The organism is Streptosporangium sp. NPDC050148 (genome assembly GCF_055586505.1).
Map to the genome: position 1 here is coordinate 14173 of NZ_JBVJIA010000005.1, position 16753 is coordinate 30925.

Annotated in this window: 17 protein-coding genes; 10 read left to right on the forward strand and 7 right to left on the reverse strand. The window is 71.7% G+C overall.

The genetic code is table 11. The annotated features are described in order from the left end of the window. The first annotated feature begins 176 nt into the window (after window positions 1–176). Window positions 177–938 carry an SOS response-associated peptidase gene (locus ACZ6RT_RS06525; protein ID WP_470152466.1) on the forward strand — a complete coding sequence of 254 codons (762 nt, stop codon included), beginning with the start codon at window positions 177–179 and terminating at the stop codon, window positions 936–938. Between the two features lie 226 nt (window positions 939–1164). After that, window positions 1165–1488, forward strand: coding sequence for a TraR/DksA family transcriptional regulator (locus ACZ6RT_RS06530; protein WP_470152603.1), 324 nt, complete (start codon window positions 1165–1167; stop codon window positions 1486–1488). A gap of 189 nt (window positions 1489–1677) precedes the next feature. Here ACZ6RT_RS06530 and ACZ6RT_RS06535 read toward each other — a convergent pair whose 3' ends face one another. Then, window positions 1678–2418: a methyltransferase domain-containing protein gene (locus ACZ6RT_RS06535; protein WP_470152467.1), complete on the reverse strand. Its 741-nt coding sequence runs from the start codon at window positions 2416–2418 to the stop codon at window positions 1678–1680. 354 nt (window positions 2419–2772) lie between these two features. On the opposite strand from ACZ6RT_RS06535, the gene ACZ6RT_RS06540 reads away from it, so the two are divergent. The 6 genes from ACZ6RT_RS06540 (at window position 2773) to ACZ6RT_RS06565 (ending at window position 7889) form a co-directional block, all read left to right on the forward strand. Next, window positions 2773–3309: a sigma-70 family RNA polymerase sigma factor gene (locus tag ACZ6RT_RS06540; protein WP_386247759.1), complete on the forward strand. Its 537-nt coding sequence runs from the start codon at window positions 2773–2775 to the stop codon at window positions 3307–3309. Between the two features lie 64 nt (window positions 3310–3373). After that, window positions 3374–3640, forward strand: coding sequence for a mycothiol system anti-sigma-R factor (rsrA, locus tag ACZ6RT_RS06545; RefSeq protein ID WP_470152468.1), 267 nt, complete (start codon window positions 3374–3376; stop codon window positions 3638–3640). Window positions 3641–3691: 51 nt separating this feature from the next. Further along, a complete protein-coding gene (locus ACZ6RT_RS06550) occupies window positions 3692–4636 on the forward strand; it encodes an NAD-dependent epimerase/dehydratase family protein (RefSeq protein ID WP_399186643.1) in 945 nt (314 codons plus the stop codon). Window positions 4637–4892: 256 nt separating this feature from the next. Continuing rightward, complete coding sequence (locus ACZ6RT_RS06555; RefSeq protein ID WP_399186642.1) at window positions 4893–6239, forward strand: HD-GYP domain-containing protein; 1347 nt, start codon at window positions 4893–4895, stop codon at window positions 6237–6239. Then, a complete protein-coding gene (locus ACZ6RT_RS06560; protein WP_470152469.1) occupies window positions 6236–7516 on the forward strand; it encodes an HD-GYP domain-containing protein in 1281 nt (426 codons plus the stop codon). Before ACZ6RT_RS06555 ends, ACZ6RT_RS06560 begins: the two co-directional genes overlap by 4 nt. A 160-nt stretch (window positions 7517–7676) precedes the next feature. Further along, window positions 7677–7889: a biotin/lipoyl-binding carrier protein gene (locus ACZ6RT_RS06565; RefSeq protein ID WP_344893625.1), complete on the forward strand. Its 213-nt coding sequence runs from the start codon at window positions 7677–7679 to the stop codon at window positions 7887–7889. Between the two features lie 51 nt (window positions 7890–7940). Here ACZ6RT_RS06565 and ACZ6RT_RS06570 read toward each other — a convergent pair whose 3' ends face one another. Continuing rightward, a complete protein-coding gene (locus tag ACZ6RT_RS06570) occupies window positions 7941–8321 on the reverse strand; it encodes a thioesterase family protein (RefSeq protein WP_344893628.1) in 381 nt (126 codons plus the stop codon). Window positions 8322–8713: 392 nt separating this feature from the next. Between ACZ6RT_RS06570 and ACZ6RT_RS06575 the strand changes: the two genes are divergently transcribed. Continuing rightward, window positions 8714–10501, forward strand: coding sequence for a serine/threonine protein kinase (locus ACZ6RT_RS06575; RefSeq protein ID WP_470152470.1), 1788 nt, complete (start codon window positions 8714–8716; stop codon window positions 10499–10501). Window positions 10502–10642: 141 nt separating this feature from the next. Here the strand turns inward: ACZ6RT_RS06575 and ACZ6RT_RS06580 are convergent, their stop codons facing one another. The 4 genes from ACZ6RT_RS06580 to ACZ6RT_RS06595 form a co-directional block, all read right to left on the reverse strand. Continuing rightward, window positions 10643–12295 carry an acetolactate synthase gene (locus tag ACZ6RT_RS06580; protein WP_399186639.1) on the reverse strand — a complete coding sequence of 551 codons (1653 nt, stop codon included), beginning with the start codon at window positions 12293–12295 and terminating at the stop codon, window positions 10643–10645. A 260-nt stretch (window positions 12296–12555) separates the two neighbouring features. Next, window positions 12556–13278 (reverse strand): dethiobiotin synthase, encoded by a 723-nt coding sequence (gene bioD, locus ACZ6RT_RS06585; RefSeq protein WP_470152471.1) that lies wholly within the window; start codon window positions 13276–13278, stop codon window positions 12556–12558. Window positions 13279–13319: 41 nt separating this feature from the next. Further along, window positions 13320–14039: a GntR family transcriptional regulator gene (locus tag ACZ6RT_RS06590; RefSeq protein ID WP_344893640.1), complete on the reverse strand. Its 720-nt coding sequence runs from the start codon at window positions 14037–14039 to the stop codon at window positions 13320–13322. Next, the gene (locus ACZ6RT_RS06595) at window positions 14036–14632 is read right to left on the reverse strand and encodes a hypothetical protein (protein ID WP_470152472.1); all 597 of its coding nucleotides are present in this window, start codon (window positions 14630–14632) and stop codon (window positions 14036–14038) included. Before ACZ6RT_RS06595 ends, ACZ6RT_RS06590 begins: the two co-directional genes overlap by 4 nt. Before the next feature lie 68 nt (window positions 14633–14700). On the opposite strand from ACZ6RT_RS06595, the gene ACZ6RT_RS06600 reads away from it, so the two are divergent. Next, window positions 14701–16164 (forward strand): sensor histidine kinase, encoded by a 1464-nt coding sequence (locus ACZ6RT_RS06600; protein ID WP_399186635.1) that lies wholly within the window; start codon window positions 14701–14703, stop codon window positions 16162–16164. 325 nt (window positions 16165–16489) lie between these two features. On the opposite strand, the gene ACZ6RT_RS06605 is transcribed toward ACZ6RT_RS06600, so the two are convergent. Next, entirely contained in the window at window positions 16490–16738 is a 249-nt protein-coding gene (locus ACZ6RT_RS06605) for a WhiB family transcriptional regulator (RefSeq protein ID WP_344893649.1), read from the reverse strand. Window positions 16739–16753: the final 15 nt, after the last annotated feature.

Sequence of the window (16753 nt, forward strand, 5' to 3'; positions counted from 1 at the left end):
GGACAGGTGTGAGTGGCGCGGGACCCGGATCTGCGGTGTCCGGCGCGCGGGGGACGGTCGTGACCTCCCGCCGGACGGCGCCGCGGCGGGGTGCCCTCGCCCGTCGTACCGGATGGGGCAAGATCGAAGGCCGAGGCCGGGGGTCCTCGTAGGGTGGGACGTGGCAAGGTGGAGGTATGTGCGGGAGATACGCCTCTGCGCGGAAAAAGCAGGAGTTGCTGGAGGAGTTCGAGGTCGAGCTCGACGGAGCCGCCGACGACGAGCTCAGGCCGGACTACAACGTCGCGCCCACGAAACCGGTGTACGCGGTGATGAGCCGGGTGCCCAAGAGCGCTCCGGAGGGTCGTGCGGTGCGGCAGCTCCGCGTGGTCCGCTGGGGGCTCGTCCCCGCCTGGGCGAAGGACCCGTCCATCGGCTCGAAGATGATCAACGCGCGGGTGGAGACGGTGGCGGAGAAGCCGTCCTACCGCAAGGCGTTCGCCGAGCGCAGGTGCCTGATCCCGGCCGACGGCTACTTCGAGTGGGCCGTGCTCGATGAGAAGGACGCCAAGGGCAAGCCGAAGAAGCAGCCCTACTTCGTCCATCCCGCCGACGGCGGCGTGATGGCCATGGCCGGGCTGTACGAGTTCTGGCGGGACAAGGGCCGCGCCGAGGACGACCCGCTCTCCTGGCTGGTGACCTGCACGATCATCACGACCGACGCCGTGGACGCGGCGGGTGTGGTCCACGACCGGATGCCGATGCTGATCGAGCGCGACCGCTGGGGGGACTGGCTCGACCCGGGCGTGGCCGACGCGAAGGAGTTCCTGATCCCCGCGGGCTCCACCGGCCTGGAGATCTACCCGGTCTCCACCGCGGTCAACTCGGTGCGCAACAACGGCCCGGAACTGCTGGAGCCGATGAAGATCGGCGAGGGGGAGAGCACGAAGCGCTCCTGACGCCGTCCGGCCCACCGGTTCCGGTGGGCCGGCCCGCGAACCGGTAAAACATCGGCCACGCGGTGTAAAACTTCCGGGGAGCGGGCATCCGGTGAGGAAAGCGGTGCCTCGGGCGCGACGAAGAGGTCACCGCCGCAGAGCTCACCCCCTTTGCGCCTGACGGGAGAGTCGGGGGATCCCTTCACAGGCCGCCCCCGTCGCCCGGAGGTGCGGAGTCGTGGATGTCATGACCATGCGCGAGCGCTTGCAGGGCATGCTCGCCGAACTCGACCGGTCCATCGAGGTGCTCCGCGGGGACTCTCCCGCCCTGCGGGAGCGCTCACCGGCCGACGGCGGCCTGCACCTGACCGAATCCGGCCGCAATCAGGCCCTGCTGGAGGTGGCCACCCGGCACCGGCGCTCGGTGCAGGAGGCGCTCACCCGGATGGACGAGGGACGCTACGGCCTGTGCGCCGACTGCGGCGGGGCCGTCCCGGAGAGCAGGCTGGAGGCCCGCCCCGAGGCGGCCCGCTGCATGCAGTGCCAGTCCAAGCGTGAACGCAGACGCTGACCTCGGGTCACGTTTCCCTCATCGTCCCCACGAGCCCCGCTCATTTCACGGGTGCTCGCCTCATGAGCCTTGTCGAGGTGCGCCAATGCCCCGACGACCTCCCCGGGGCTCCTCTCACCGCGACGCGCCAGCGTCGCCATGGGCACCTCTCACCGCGACGCGCCAGCGTCGCCATGAAACAGCGTCGCCCTAAGCAGGCTTCTTTGCGCTCGCCACCAGGTGGATCCCCACCGTGTCGTCGTCCTCCGGGTGGGTGTCCAGCTCGGTGTTGACCAGCCAGGTGAGCGCCCGCGAGTCGGAGGCCAGCACGTGGTCGACGGTCGAGGGGGACAGCACCGTACGGGGCCGTATCCACTCGACCTCCAGGCCGGCGTCGGTGAGCAGCTCGCGGAGCTGGACGCTGCTGAAGCAGCGGGTGATGCTCCCGTCGGGCCAGGGCACGAGCATGACCTCGCCGGTCTGGCGCAGGTGGGCCCAGTAGTTCTGCTCGGCGAGGATGGCCATGCCCAGCACGAGGGAGTCGACGCAGACCAGGGCCCGCCCGCCGGGGCGCAGGACCCGGGCGACGTCGCCGATCGCGGACTCGGCCATCAGGTCCACCGACAGGGCGCGTTCCTCGGCCATCACGGCGTCCACGCTGCCGTCGGGCAGGAAGCGCAGGTCGTCGGCGCGTACCTGGCTGACCTTGGAGATGTCGTGCAGCGGCTGGACGTCCGCGGGGCGGCGGAAGTCGACCACCTCGACCACGCGGTGCCCGGCCTTGGCGGCCTGGGCGGCCCAGCGGCCGTTGCCGCCGGACATGTCGAGGACGGTGGAGGGGCTCTGTGGGAGCCATCGGCCGAGTTGCTCGGCCACGACCGCGTGGTAAAAGGTCCAGTACGGCCCGAGCGCACCTGAGCCGTTCAGCTCTTCGGCCGGGATGGGCAGCACAAGCAGCTCCTGGCGTCGGGAGGATCCGGTGGTCTTAACTCCTACCGGTACGTATGTTCTTTTTCCCCGTACCGGGCCGTTCGTCACCTTCTATCTTGCGGGAACAGATGACCGGACGAGCGTGTTGCAAGCGGACAACGCACGATCCTTTCGGAGGTTGGCAAGCAGATGCTCGCCCTCATCGAACCAGTCACCCGCCCCGGTGATCGGCCTGTCCGTGCTGAACGGGTATTCTCCGCTCAGTACGGTGTCCCGCGTCAGCAGGACTCCGGCGATCTTAAGGGGGTGGGTCCGGTCCCTGCGACAGACGAGGAGACTCTGGAGCAGCGGAGCACACGGTTCGAGCGGGATGTCATGCCCTATCTCGACCAGCTCTACTCTGCCGCGCTTCGGATGACCCGAAACCCCGCGGACGCCGAGGACCTTCTTCAGGAGACCTTCGCCAAGGCCTTCGCGTCCTTCCACCAGTTCCAGCAAGGCACGAACCTCAAGGCCTGGCTGTACCGGATCCTGACCAACACCTTCATCAACAGTTACCGCAAGAAGCAGCGGGAACCCAAGCAGTCGGGTGCCGAGGAGATCGAGGACTGGCAGCTCGCCAGGGCCGAGTCGCACACCTCGGCCGGGCTCAAGTCGGCGGAGATCGAGGCGCTGGAGCACCTCCCCGACACCGACGTGAAGCGGGCGCTGGCCGCGCTCCCCGAGGAGTTCCGCATCGCGGTCTACCTCGCCGACGTCGAGGGATTCCCGTACAAGGAGATCGCCGACATCATGGGCACCCCGATCGGGACCGTGATGTCAAGGCTGCACCGTGGCCGCCGTCAGCTGCGGACCCAGCTCGAGGACTACGCCCGCGAGCGTGGCCTGGTTCCAGCGGAGGGTGCCAAGTGAGCGAGCGAGACAGGACCGGCGAGGCCGCCCGCACGGGCTGCGGGCGTCCGGGCGAGGTGATCGCATGAGCTGCGGCAAGCACCACGACACCGACTGTGCCGAGGTTCTGGACAAGGTCTACACCTACCTGGACGGCGAGCTCGACGAGGGCAACTGCGCCGACATCCGCCAGCACCTGGACGAGTGTCATCCCTGCCTGGAGGAGTACGGGCTGGAGCAGGTCGTCAAGCAGCTGGTCGCCAAGCACTGCGGCTGCGACGAGGCCTCGGCGGACCTGCGGGCCAAGGTGCTCGACCGGATCGACAAGGTGCGCTCCGAGCTCGCCCGCTGACCTCCTAGGATCTTCCGTACGGCCGTGGCCATACGACAACGGGGGTTCATCATGCGCGTACTCGTGACCGGCGGGGCGGGATTCATCGGATCCACCCTCGTCGACCGGCTGCTGGCCGACGGGCACGAGATCGCGGTGGTGGACGACCTGTCCGGCGGTGACCGCGCCAACCTGGCCGGTGCCGAGCGCGACCCCGGCTTCACCCTGCACGTGATGGACGTCCGCGACCCCGCCCTGGCCGACCTGGCCGGTGACTGGAGGCCGGAGGTCGTCTGCCACCTCGCCGCGCAGATCAGCGTCCGCAAGAGCGTGGCCGACCCGGTCCACGACGCCCGGCTCAACGTCGAGGGGACCGCGTCCGTGCTGGCCGCCGCCCACCGGGGCGGCACCCGCAAGGTCGTCTTCGCCTCCTCGGTCGCGGTGTACGGCAGGCCGAAGGTCATCCCGGTGCCCGCGGGAGCGGCGACCGACCCGCGCTCCCCGTACGCGGCCTCCAAGCTGAGCGCGGAGATCTACCTGGCCACGTTCAAGGCCCTGCACGGCATCGACTACACCACGCTGGTGCTCTCCAACGTCTACGGCCCGCGCCAGTCGCCCGAGGGCGAGGCCGGGGTGGTCGCCATCTTCACCGACGCGCTGCTCAACGGCTCCCCCACCGTGGTCTACGGTGACGGCTCCCAGACCCGCGACTACATCTTCGTCGACGACGTGGTGGACGGTTTCGCCCGCGCCTGCGGCATCGAGGGTGGCGGCGGCCGTTTCAACCTGGGCACCGGTGTCCAGACCACCGACCGGCGGCTGCACTCCCTGATCGCCGAGGCGGCGGGCGCGGCCGACGAGCCCGGCACGGCCCCGGTCCGGCTGGGCGACCTGCCGGCCATGGCCGTCGACCCGGCCCCCGCGCTGGAGGGGCTGGGCTGGCGTCCCCAGACGGATCTGGCGGCCGGTCTGAAGGCCACCGTCGAGTGGGCCAGGACCCGCTCCCCGGGCGCCTGACGGGCTTTCCCGGGGCCTGCCCGGCCGCCCGGGGCCGTCCCCGAGACCACGTCCTCGGCGCGCGTGGCGTGGCGTGATTGCTTGGTTACGCTTTGCTTGCGATTGGTCGTCTCGCCCTCGTGCCCGGGCTCGTTTCTGTAGCCTGAGTGCGAAATCGACGTGGAGGAGCGCATGGTGAAGGAAACGGTCAGCCCGAGCTTTCTCGGGATTTCCTGGACCTGAGCGACGCGCCCTTTGGAATCGTAGGGTGGCCGCTGTGCGGGGACTGCCGTGGTTTGCCAAGGTCTACCTGGTCCTTGTCATCGGAGCGGCGTTCGTGCTGCTCGGATACAGCGTCCTGTCGGACGGCCGTCTGGACCGGCTCGACTGGTCCAACCTCATGGTGCTGACACTGCTGTTCCTGGTGTGCGAGTCGGTGCCCACGCTGCTGAACGTCCGGCAGGCGGCCGTCTCGGTCAGCTTCTCCGCCGTGCTCGCCGCGGTGGTGCTGCTCGGCCCGGAGGGGGCGGCGCTGGTCGGCGTGACGGCCATGTTCAGCGTGCGTCCCGGCCTCCCGCTGGTGAAACGGCTGTTCAACAGCGCCCAGTTCGCCATCTGCGGCTATGTCGCGGGCCGGGTCTACGTGGGGCTCGGCGGCACGCCCGGGGTGCCGACCATCGCCGGGTTCGACGACATCATCGTGCCGTTCGCGGGAGCGGCGGCCGTCTTCGTGCCGCTGAACTTCATGCTGATCGCGCTCGTGCTGGTGCTCACCGGCCAGGCCGACCAGGTGCCGCTGCGGGGCATCGTCCAGTTCATGGTGTCCTACTTCGGCTACGCCACCTTCGGCCTGCTGATCGCCGGGCTCTGGGCCACGGTCAACTCGATCTCCGCGGTGCTCGTGCTGCTCCCGCTCTTCGTGGCGCGCTGGGCCTTCGGGCAGTACCTCGCCCAGCAGCGCTCCTACGACGCCACGATCGCCGCGCTCTGCCAGGCGGTGGAGACCAAGGACTACTACACGCGCGGCCACTGCACCCGCGTCTCCCAGGCGGCCGGCATGATCGCCGAGGAGATCGGGATGGGGTCGGAGCGGCTGCGCGCGATCCGCTACGCCGGGATGCTCCACGACGTGGGCAAGCTGGGCGTGCCGACCAAGGTGCTGCAGAAGGACGGCCCGCTCAGCGAGGAGGAGTACGCGGCCATCCAGCTCCATCCGATGCGCGGCCTGGAGATCGTCCGCGGCATCGACTTCCTCGACGAGGCGTTCGCCGGGATCATGCACCACCACGAGCGGCAGGACGGCAAGGGCTACCCGATGGGGCTGGCCGGGGACGAGATCCCGGAGTTCGCCAGGATCATCGCGGTGGCCGACGCCTTCGACTCGATGACCTCCGACCGCTCCTACCGCAACGCCCGCCCGCGCGAGGTGGCCATGGCCGAGCTGCGCAAGGGGGCCGGGACCCAGTTCGACCCGGTGATGGTCGTCGCGTTCATCAAGGCCGTCGACCGTGACGGCTGGGAGCCGCCGCGCACGGTCGTCGCGCCCCCGGCCGACGTCGCGGAGACCACCGCCAAGGACCACGACGACCCGACCGTTCCCATCCAGGTGGTGTCCGAGCGATGAACGGCACCGGGGGCGCCCGCGCCTTCCAGGCCCTCGACTCGGGCCAGCTCCTGCTGATCTGCGCGGCCGGGCTGCTGGCGGTGGCCGGGGTGGCGCACACCGCGGCGACCGGGCTGCTCGACCCCAAGATCGCCATCGCCTTCGGCGTGCTGATCGCGATCGGGGAACTGGCCAGGCTCACCATGCCCGGCAACCGGGAGGTGGCGCCGATCGGCGCGGCCGCGGCGCTCGGGTACACGCTCCTGCTGGACATGGGCGGCGTCCCGGCCCGGCACCCGGCGCTCCAGGTCGTCGCGGTGCTCTCGGTCGGCATGGTCGCCGGGGCCCTGCCGCACCTGGCGGTGGGCCGCCCGCCCCGGCTGGACGCGATGGCGCGCAGGCTGCTCGCCGGGGCCCTGCTCGCGCTGGCGTACCGGCCGCTGGCCGGGCCGCTCTTCGACACGGCCGTGACCGGACAGGGCGGCTGGTGGCCCGCGCTCGGCGTGATGGCGCTGCTCATCCTGTTCATGGTGATGGCCGACGTGCTGCTGGCGGCCATGCTCAGGGCCGAGCAGGTGCGCGCCGCCTTCCGGGTGGCCGTCCGCGACGAGCTGCGGATGGCGGCGCCGCTGTGGGCCGCGGTCGCGGCCTCGGGCATCCTGCTCGCGCTCGCCTCGCACAGCATGGACATGGCCGCGCTGCTGGTCTTCGCCGCCCCGCTGTTGGTCACCCAGGTCGCCTTCCGCAAGTACGCCGGGATCAGGGCCACCTACCTGCAGACGGTACGCGCGCTGGCCCGGGTCACCGAGGTCGCCGGGTACGTCGAGCCCGGGCACTCCCGGCGGGTCAGCCGCCTGGCGGTGGCGGTCGGGCGCGAGCTCGGCACGGCCGAACCCGAGCTGCTGGAGCTGGAGTACGCCGCGCTGATGCACGACATCGGCCAGCTGTCGCTGCGCGACCCCATCCCCGGCGGTGCCACGGTGCTGACCGATCCCGCGCAGGCGCGGCGCATCGCCGAGCTGGGCGCGGAGGTGATCAGGCAGACCGGGGTGCTGGACCGGGTGGCGGAGATCGTCCGCCGCCAGTGCGACGGCTGCGCCGAGGCGCCGCCGACGGCCAGCCGCATCATCAAGGCGGCCAACGCCTACGACGACCTGGTCGGCGGTTCCACCGACCGCGACCGGGCCGGTGCCGCGCTGGAGCGGCTCAGGCTCGGCGTGGGCCGGGAGTACGACCCGACCGTCGTCGAGGCGATGGCCAAGGTGATCGACAGGCTGGCCCCGATCCACCGGCTCTAGAAGCCCCGATCCACCGGCTTCAAGAGCCCCGACCCACCGGCTCCAGGAGCCCGGAGGCGCCCGCCCGCCGCCGGGGAACGCGACATCGGCCTGTCCGATATGCGTGCGTGATCCACTCTGTCTGGGACAGTGGGAGAACGCTGAACGATGGGAGTTTCCGGTGGCCGAGGTCCGTGCCGAGATGGTGGCGAACGTCTGGAAGATTCTCGTGGCAGAGGGGGACACCGTGCAGGACGGTGACGCCCTGGTCATCCTGGAGTCGATGAAGATGGAGATCCCGGTCCTCACCGAGGACGCCGGTGTGATCACCACGCTGCAGGTGTCCGAGGGCGACGTCATCCAGGAGGGCGACCTGATCGCCGTCATCGACTAGCCGTACCCCGGCCCGCGGGGGCGGTCCCGAGGATCGTCCCCGTGGGGAGGGTCAGCGGGCGAGCCGGGCCAGGAAGCGCTCGCGGTCGACGACCACCCGCTCGATCGTCCCGGTCGCGACGACGTTCTCCCGCCCGCGGGCGGTGAAGTCGAAGGTCAGGCGGCGGCCGTCGACCTCGGTCAGTTCGGCGGTGATCTCGACGTGTGCGCCGACCGGGCTGGCCTCCAGGTGCTCCAGCCGCACCCGGGTCCCCACGGAGGTCCGGCCCGCGTCCAGGGCGCCGGCGATCGCCTGGACGGTGGCCTGCTCGGCGAGCGCCAGCAGACGGGGGGTGGCCAGCACGGGCACGTCCCCGCTGCCGACCCTGGCGGCGGTGTCCTCGCGCTCGACCATGATGAGGAGCCGTGCCTGCAGACCCGGAGCGAGCGTCATGCGCGCCAGCATAGGGTCTGGTGACGTGATCTCGTACTGCGACCACCGCGGGTTGGTCCTTCCGTAGCGGAGAGATCCCTTAATTCGCGCTCAGGCCTTCTTTGCGTACTCTTATAGGGTTTTATTGAGGCAACTCCTGCGTTGCAGGGTGTCTCCGTGACATCGGGGTCGGTTGTTCCCGGTGTGACCGCCGGTTCACTTCAGGCGCAATGGCCTGCAAGGTGTACAAGTGCCCCCATACGTTCTTGATTTTGTGCGATGCTACGGCACGCGTCATGTATGTGAGCCGTACGGCGAGCAGGGTTTCGTTACAGCGCCGAGACGGTGCCGCGATACGGATCCGCTTTGTTGGAGAGCTCTGGGGTAGGAGTGGACAGGGTTACGGGGGAGTAATGGTGGCCCAAGGCACGACGCTGGCGGGGCGGTATCGCCTGAACACCCGCATCGGCGCCGGCGGTATGGGCGAGGTGTGGCGGGGCGAGGACATGGTCCTGGCCCGCACCGTCGCCGTCAAAGTGCTGCTCCCGGGCCGTACGGACGACCCCGGCTTCCTGGTGCGCTTCCAGGGCGAGGCCCGAGCGATGGCGACGATCAACCATCCCGGGGTCGTCGACGTCTACGACTACGGTGTGCACGAGGTGCCCGGCGCGGGGGCGACCGCGTACCTGGTGATGAAGTTCGTCGACGGCGAACCGCTCGACCGCCTGCTCGGCAGGCTCGGGCGCATCGCCCCGGGGGCCGCGATGGACCTCATCGCCCAGGCGGCCTCGGCCCTGCAGGCCGTGCACGACCAGGGCATCGTCCACCGCGACATCAAGCCCGGCAACCTGCTGGTGCGCTCGGACGGCACGCTGGTCCTGACCGACTTCGGCATCGCCAGGTCCGACACGGCCAGCCGGCTGACGGACGCGGGCATGGTGCTGGGCACGGCCGCCTACTGCGCGCCCGAGCAGGCCGAGGGCGCGCCCGTCACCCCGGCCGTGGACATCTACGCGCTGGGCGTGGTGGCGTACGAGTGCCTCGCCGGGCAGCGCCCGTTCGACGGCGACACGCCGGTCACGATCGCGCTCAAGCACATCCGCGAGACACCGCCGCCGCTGCCGCCGTTCGTCCCGCCCGCGGTACGCGCGCTTGTGGAGCGGTCCCTCGCCAAGGACCCGGCCCGGCGCTTCCCCAGCGCCGCGGCCATGAGCTCCGCGGCCGGACAGGCCGCCTTCGAGGCGGAGACCGGGGGCATGGCCGCGCAGCCCGGGCAGAGCGGCCAGAGTGGGCAAAGTGGGCAGTGGGCCGACGGCGCCCCGGAGACCGGCGGCCGGCAGGGCCACCTCCCGCAGGGGTTCGCGACGGGCCAGACCGACTGGCAGGGACAGGGTCCCACCGGGCCGCAGACCGGCCGGCAGGACGCCCGGCCGGGCTGGGACACCCCGGCGGGCGCCTGGGAGGAGACCCGGGCGACCCACGCCCAGACCGGCGGACGGACGGCGGACGACCGGACGGCCGGGCCGTGGCCCGGCACGCCGGGAGCGGGCGGGGCCGCCGGCGCGGACACGCAGGGCCAGGGCCGGCGCGCCGCCCGCAGACCGCGGGGCCGCGCCGGGCTGGTCGTGGCCTCGGCGGTCGCGGCAGCGATGTGCGCGGGCCTGGTGGTGGTCACGGTGAACGGGATCGCCGCCTCCCGCGCCTCCGAGGTCGACCCCCAGAGGAAGTCGGTGACCTCCGTCAGCGTGGAGCCGTCACCGACGAAGACCCGCACCAGGAGGCCGTCGCCCAAGCCGTCGCGCACCGGCGAACCGACCAGGGAGGCGCGGCCCGAGCCGACGCCCGAGGCGTCCGGGGAGTCGCCGACCCCCACCCCCACGACGCGGAAGCCGACGCCGAAGCCCGGCACCCCGTCCCCGTCCGTCAGCAAGTCCCCGTCCCCGAAGCCGCAGCCGAAGAAGCGGGTGCCCGACACGCTGGGCATGACGCCGGAGGCGGCGAGCGCGGTGCTCGCGCAGGCGGGCTTCAAGGCGGCGGTCTTCACGAGCGCCGACATCAAGCCCGAGCAGTGCCCGAAGATCGTCGAGTCCCGTCCGGGAGCCGGCGCGATGTGGGACCCGTCCAAGAAGGTGGAGATCACCGCGGCCGGCTTCGAGTGCCCGCCGACGCCCACCCCGACGACGTCCAACGCCAAGTACTGATCCGGTCCTCGGGGTCGTGGCCGGGCCGGTCACGACCCGTGCCGTCCGGACGGCGGGCGGATCCGGTCCCGGCCGGGGCCCTGTTTCTCGACGAGGGCCCGGGCCCCGCCCCGCCGGAGGGGCGCGGACCCCGGGACCGCCTCAGACGCCCGTGGTGTGACGGGGGTAGGCCACCGACGGGTCGGTGGCGATGTTGACCATGTAGGGGATGCCGGAGTCGAACGCGCGGCGCAGGGCCGGGCCGATCTGCGACGGGTCGGTCACCAGCTCGCCGCCGCCGCCCAGCGCGGTCACGACCTGGTCGTAGCGGCACTGCGGCTGCAGCTCGGCGGCCACGTCGTAGCCGTAGAGCATCTGCATGGGGTGCTTCTCCAGGCCCCACATGCCGTTGTTGCCGCAGATCATCACGACCGGCAGGCGGTGGCGTACGAGCGTGTCGACGTCCATCAGCGAGAAGCCCGCCGCGCCGTCGCCGAGCAGCAGCACGACCTGCGAGGAGGGCCGGGCCACCCGCGCGGCGATCGCGTACCCCAGGCCCGTGCCCAGGCAGCCGTACGGGCCCGGGTCGAGCCAGTTGCCCGGCTGCTTCGGCTCGACGTACTTGCCCGCGTACGAGACGAAGTCACCGCCGTCGCCGATCACCACGGCGTCGTCGGCGAGGATCCTGCTCAGCTCGCCGTAGATGCGCATCGGGTGGATCGGGTCGGAGGCCGACTCCAGCAGGCCGGCGTCGGCGGCGATGGCGGCCGAGGCGGCCTCGGACAGCTGCGCCACCCAGGGGGCGTAGGTCTTGGGGGAGACGCCCGCGTTGGCGCAGGCCGCGCCCAGGCTCCAGAAGAGCAGGGACAGGTCGCCGGCCGCGGTGGCCGCCGGGTCCATGTGCGTGGTCAGCTGGGACGGCGCGTCGGCCAGGTGGACGACCTTGGCCAGCGGTGCCCCGTCCTTGCCGCCGAACCAGCCGTAGCCGAGCCGGAAGTCCATCGGGGCGCCCGCCACGATCACCAGGTCGGCCTGGGAGAAGGCCAGCCCCCTGGCCCGGGTGACCAGCAGCTCGTGACCCGCGGGCAGGATGCCGCGCCCCTGGCCGTTGGGGATGACCGGCAGGCGGTACTCCTCGGCGAAGGCCCTGGCGACCTCGTCGGCGCGGTCCATCCACACGTCGGAGCCGAGCACCAGCACCGGGCGCTGGGCCTCGGCGAGCAGGCGGGCGACCGCGGCCAGCGAGTCGGGGTCGGGCTCCAGCGGCGACGGGGTCAGCGTCTCGGGCTCCTCCTCCAGCGGGGGCGCGGCCGAGAACAGGTGGTCCATGTGGAAGTCGAGGAAGACCGGGCCGCGGTGCGGGGCCAGGGCCGTGCGGAAGGCCATCTCCACGTCCTGGGCGATGGAGTCGGCCCCCGAGCCGGTGAAGGCCAGCTTGGTGATCGGCGCGAACAGCGGCGGATGGTCGATCTCCTGCAGCGCGCCCGAACCCCACCGCGACTGCGGGGCGCGGCCTCCGAGCACCACCACGGGGGAGCCGTTGAAGTGCGCGGTGGCCACCCCGCTGACACCGTTGGTGATGCCCGGACCCGCGGTGAGCACGGCCAGCCCGGGTTTGCGGGTCAGCCGCGCGGTCGCCTCGGCCGCGAAGACGGCGCTCTGCTCATGGCGGACGTCCAGGATCGGCATGCCCTCATGGACCGCCCCGTCGTAGAGCGGGAAGACGTGCCCGCCGGACAGGGTGAACATGGTCTCGATGCCGTATGCCTTGGAGACGGCGACCGCGATGTCACCTGCGTGCTTGGGAGACTCCATATCGCGCAACCTACCAGTCAGTCACTTAGCCGGACAGGGATTGTTCCCCCTGCCCAGAACCCCCCGCCTAATGCGGACGGCATCTATCCCGTCCATCCGGAAATATCCGGCCGGGACCTGGGCGCGGAGGTCCGCGAGGGCGTCCCCGGAGGCGCCGTGCCGCGCCGCTCCGGGACATCGCGCGAGGGCGTTCCGGGAACCGCCCGAAGGACGCTCAGGGGGTCTCGGACAGCTGCCTGCAGGGACGATCGCGGGAGCGGTCAGGGGGAGAGCCTGAGGGTGGCGCGGAAGGCGGCCGGGTCGAAGCCGCCGCCCAGCGCCGGGCCCAGCCCCGCCCTGGCCACCCGGGCGAAGGCGTCGCGCTCCAGCGACCCCGCCCCCTCGGGGAGGGCCCCGGCCAGCGGGCGGGCGGCCAGCATCTCCAGGTCCGCCACGTTGCTGCGCTCGGCCGGGCCCGGCTCTGCCGGCCAGGAGCCGATGACCACCCCGGCCGGTTCCAGCCCGCGGTGGGCCATCGCCTCCAGGGTCAGCGCGGTGTGGTTGAGCGTGCCGAGGCCGGCCCGGGCGACCAGCAGCACCGGCGCCGAGAGCGCCCGCGCCAGGTCGGCCAGGGTCGCCCCCTCCTCGTCGAAACGGACGAGCAGCCCGCCCGCCCCCTCGACGATCACCAGCCGGTGCGATTCGGCCAGCTCCCGGATCCGGGCCGCCGCCCGCTCCATGGAGAGCGGCGGCAGGCCGGACAGGCGCGCCGCGGCCGCGGGCGACAGCGCGGCGGGGTAGCGGGCCAGCTCGAAGGTGGTCCGCACCCCCGACAGCCGGATGACGTCGTCCACGTCGCCCGGCCCGGTGCCGGGCACGCCGGTCTGCGCGGGCTTCACCACCGCCACGGAGGACTCCCGCTCCCTGGCGAGCGCGGCCACCGCCGCGGTGACGACGGTCTTCCCCACGCCGGTGTCGGTCCCGGTGACCACGAGAATGCTCACCCGCCACACCTTAGGCGGGCCGGGACGCGGACGGGGGCAGGTCAGGGACGGCGCAGGCGGGTGACGAACTTGTAGCGGTCCCCCCGGTACAGGGACTGGGCCCACTCCACCGGGTTGCCGTCCGCGTCGAAGGCGTGCCGGGTGAGCAGCAGCAGCGGCAGGCCCGCGTCCACGCTGAGCACCTGCGCGTCGTACGGGGTGGCCAGCACGGTCTCGATGATCTCCTCGGCGTCGGTCAGGCGCACGTTGTAGGCGTTGTAGAGCGTCTCGTACAGCGAGGAGTGCACCTCCAGCTCGCGCCGCAGGCGGGGGAAGCGCCGGGCCGACAGGTGGGTGGTGTCGATCGACATCGGCTCGCCGTTGGCCAGGCGCAGCCGGTGGATGCGCAGCACCCGCCCGCCCGCGTTGATGGCCAGGCGGCGGGCCAGCGGCTCGTCGGCGGTGACGTAGCTGATGTCCAGGATCTTGGTATCCGGCTCCAGGCCGACGGTCCGCAGGTCCCCGGTGTAGGAGGTCAGCTGGAGGACCTGGGCCACCTTGGGCTGCGCGACGAAGGTCCCCTTGCCCTGGATGCGTACCAGGCGGCCCTCGACCACGAGTTCGGACAGGGCCTGGCGCACGGTGGTGCGCGAGGTCTCGAAGCGGACCGCGAGCGCCCGCTCGGGCGGCAGGGCACTGCCCGCGGGCAGGCTCTTGGTGAGGGTGAGCAGGCTGCGCTTGACGTCGTAGTACTTCGGGATCCTCGGGGAGTCCTCGCTCACATGGTCACCTTCATCTCGGCCACGGCGGTGAGGGCACCCCTGATCACCGCTAGATCATCGGAACTCAGATTGGCCCGTGCGGTCGACCGCAGGCAAGAGCGGTCTTCCGGAACCGAGGGCGGGCGGAGGCATCCGGCGCGCACCCCGTGCTCCGCGCAGACCCGTGCGGCCCGGAGCGCGGCCTCGGGCCGACCCGGGACGAGCGGGACGACCGGCTCGGTCGTCTTCAGGCCGAGGCCCAGGCCGAGGCCGCGGGCCGTGGCGGCCAGGTCGGCCAGGTGGCCGGAGGAGCACACCAGGGCACCGGCCGCGCCGGTGAAGGCGCTCAGACGCCTCTCCAGGCGCGCGTACAGGGTCGTGGAGCCCGTGACCGGACGGGAGCCGGTGGAACCGGTTCCCCAGGTGCGGACGGCGGCCACGGCCGCCTCGGCCTGGCGCTCGTCCCCGGCCGGACCGAGGTGGTCGTCGGAGGCCGGATCGGGCAGCCCGTCGTCGTCCGGCGTACGGGCGCGCAGGGTTCTCCGCAGGCCCGCCGCACGCCTGGTGGCCGCCGCCGCGCGGGGCCTGGCCAGGGGATCGGCAGTCTGCTCCATAGGCGGCATCCTTGCAGCCGGGCTCACCCGATTCGCGTTCGGGCCTGCAAAGAACGCATGATGCACGGGTGCCGACTCTAAGCGACCTGGCGGTTCGTCACACCGCGCTCGACGATGCGGACCTTGAGTGGATGCACTCGCTGGTCTCCGACTGGCAGCTCCTCGCGGACCTGTCCTTCGCCGACCTCATCCTGTGGATCCCGCTCAAGGACGGTTCAGGCTGGATCGCCATCGCGCAGATGCGGCCCACCACGGGACCGACCGTCTACCACGACGACATCGTGGGCATGACGGCCGCGAAGGGGGAACGCCCCCTGCTGGAGACCGCCTGGAACGAGCGGCGGATCTGCCGCGAGGGCGATCCCGACTGGTCGAGCGGGGTGCCGGTCCGCGAGGAGACCATCCCGGTGCGGCGGGCCGACCACTTCCTGGGCGTCATCCAGCGGTCGACGAACCTGTCGTCCGCGCGTACCCCGTCCCGGCTGGAGCTGACCTACCTGCAGAGCGCGTCCGACCTGGCCCAGATGGTGGCCGAGGGCCGTTTCCCGTTCTCCGGGGCCGAACCGATCCTGGTCCGCTCACCGAGGGTGGGCGACGGGCTGCTCCGGCTCGACCGTGCGGGCCGCGTCACGTACGCCTCGCCGAACGCGCTGTCGGCCTACCGGAGGCTGGGCCTCAACGCCGACCTGGTCGGCGCCGAACTCGGCCGTACGACCGCGACCCTGTGCTACTCCGACGAGCCCATCAACGAGAACCTGATGATCGTCGCCAGCGGCAGGGAACCCCGGGAGACCGAGGTGGAGTCGGGCGGCACGGTGGTGCAGCTGCGGGCGATCCCGCTGGTCGTCGGGGGCGGCAGGATCGGCGCGCTCATCCTCATCAGGGACGTGACCGAGCTGCGGCGCCGCGAGCGGGAGCTGATGACCAAGGACGCCACCATCCGGGAGATCCACCACCGGGTGAAGAACAACCTGCAGACCGTGGCCGCGCTGCTGCGGCTCCAGGCCAGGCGGCTGCAGCAGCCCGAGGGCAGGGAGGCGCTGGAGGAGGCGGTGCGCAGGGTGGGGTCGATCGCGATCGTGCACGAGACGCTCTCGCACACGCCCGAGGAGCAGGTCGACTTCGACGACATCGCCGACCGGGTGATCGCGATGACCGGGGAGGTGGCGGCCCCGGAGACCCAGGTCGTGCCGCACCGTATCGGGACCTTCGGGGTGCTGCGCTCGGAGATCGCCACGCCGCTGGCGATGGTCCTCACCGAGCTGCTGCAGAACGCGGTCCAGCACGGGCTGGCACAGCGGCAGGGCCGGCTCCAGGTGATCGTGTCGCGCGGGGCCGAACGGCTGGACGTGATCGTCTCCGACGACGGCAGCGGGCTTCCCGAGGACTTCGACCTCGACCGGAGCACCAGCCTGGGCCTGCAGATCGTACGGACCCTGGTGGTGAGCGAGCTGTCCGGACGGCTGGCCGTAGAACCCCGCCAGGGCGGCGGCACCGAGGTCAGTCTGAGCATTCCCCTGCCGGCTCTGTGACCCCCGCCCGCTCTCCGGCCGGGACCGTTCCTCGACCGGACGGCGGAGGTCAGATCATGATCGCCTGAGTGGCCGCTCGGACGGCCCTTGCCCGGGCGTCCTGCCTTCTCACAACGCTCCTGCCCCGGCGACCTCTCCCAGGGACTCCCGTGAGACCGCGCCGGCGACTGGACCGAGGAGGAAGGGATCGTCGTGAGGCCGCGCCGGCGACCGGACTGAGGAGGGAGGGATCGTGAGGAACGAGCGATCCCTCCCGACGAGGGAAGAAGCCGGGTCTAAGCGGCCGAACCGCGACGCGAAGCGTCGCCATGAACACAGCGTCGCCTTAGACTCGCGCGCGTGCCCGGGCGTTGCGGCGCTTCAGGGCGCGTCGCTCGTCCTCGCTCAGGCCGCCCCAGACGCCGGCGTCCTGGCCCGACTCGAGGGCCCACTTCAGGCATGCTTCGCTGATGCTGCACGTACGGCAGACCTGCTTGGCTTCTTCGATCTGCATCAGGGCGGGGCCGGTGTTGCCGATCGGGAAGAACAGCTCGGGATCCACGTCACGGCAGGCGGCTCGGTGGCGCCAGTCCATGCGTCCACTCCTTCG